The sequence below is a fragment of the Paenibacillus marinisediminis genome (genome assembly GCF_054343325.1).
The window spans coordinates 1-222 of record NZ_JBTGUH010000061.1; the positions used below are offsets into that span (position 1 = coordinate 1).

At 50.9% G+C, this 222-nt stretch carries 1 rRNA gene; it reads right to left on the reverse strand.

Annotated features, from left to right (window positions below):
* Nucleotides 1-222: ribosomal RNA gene (locus ACXX53_RS23260) — 23S ribosomal RNA — on the reverse strand; the annotation flags it as partial.

Here is a 222-nt window from a genome sequence, read left to right on the forward strand (position 1 = left end):
CATGCAAACGTAACTCGCCGGTTCATTCTACAAAAGGCACGCCATCACCCATAGATCGGGCTCTGACTTCTTGTAAGCACACGGTTTCAGGTTCTATTTCACTCCCCTTCCTACCTGCTATGGCCGGCCTTTCCAGACCTGTTCGACTAATCGAGAACTTTGTAACTCCATGTGAGACGTCCCACAACCCCAGAGAGCAAGCTCTCTGGTTTAGGCTCTTCC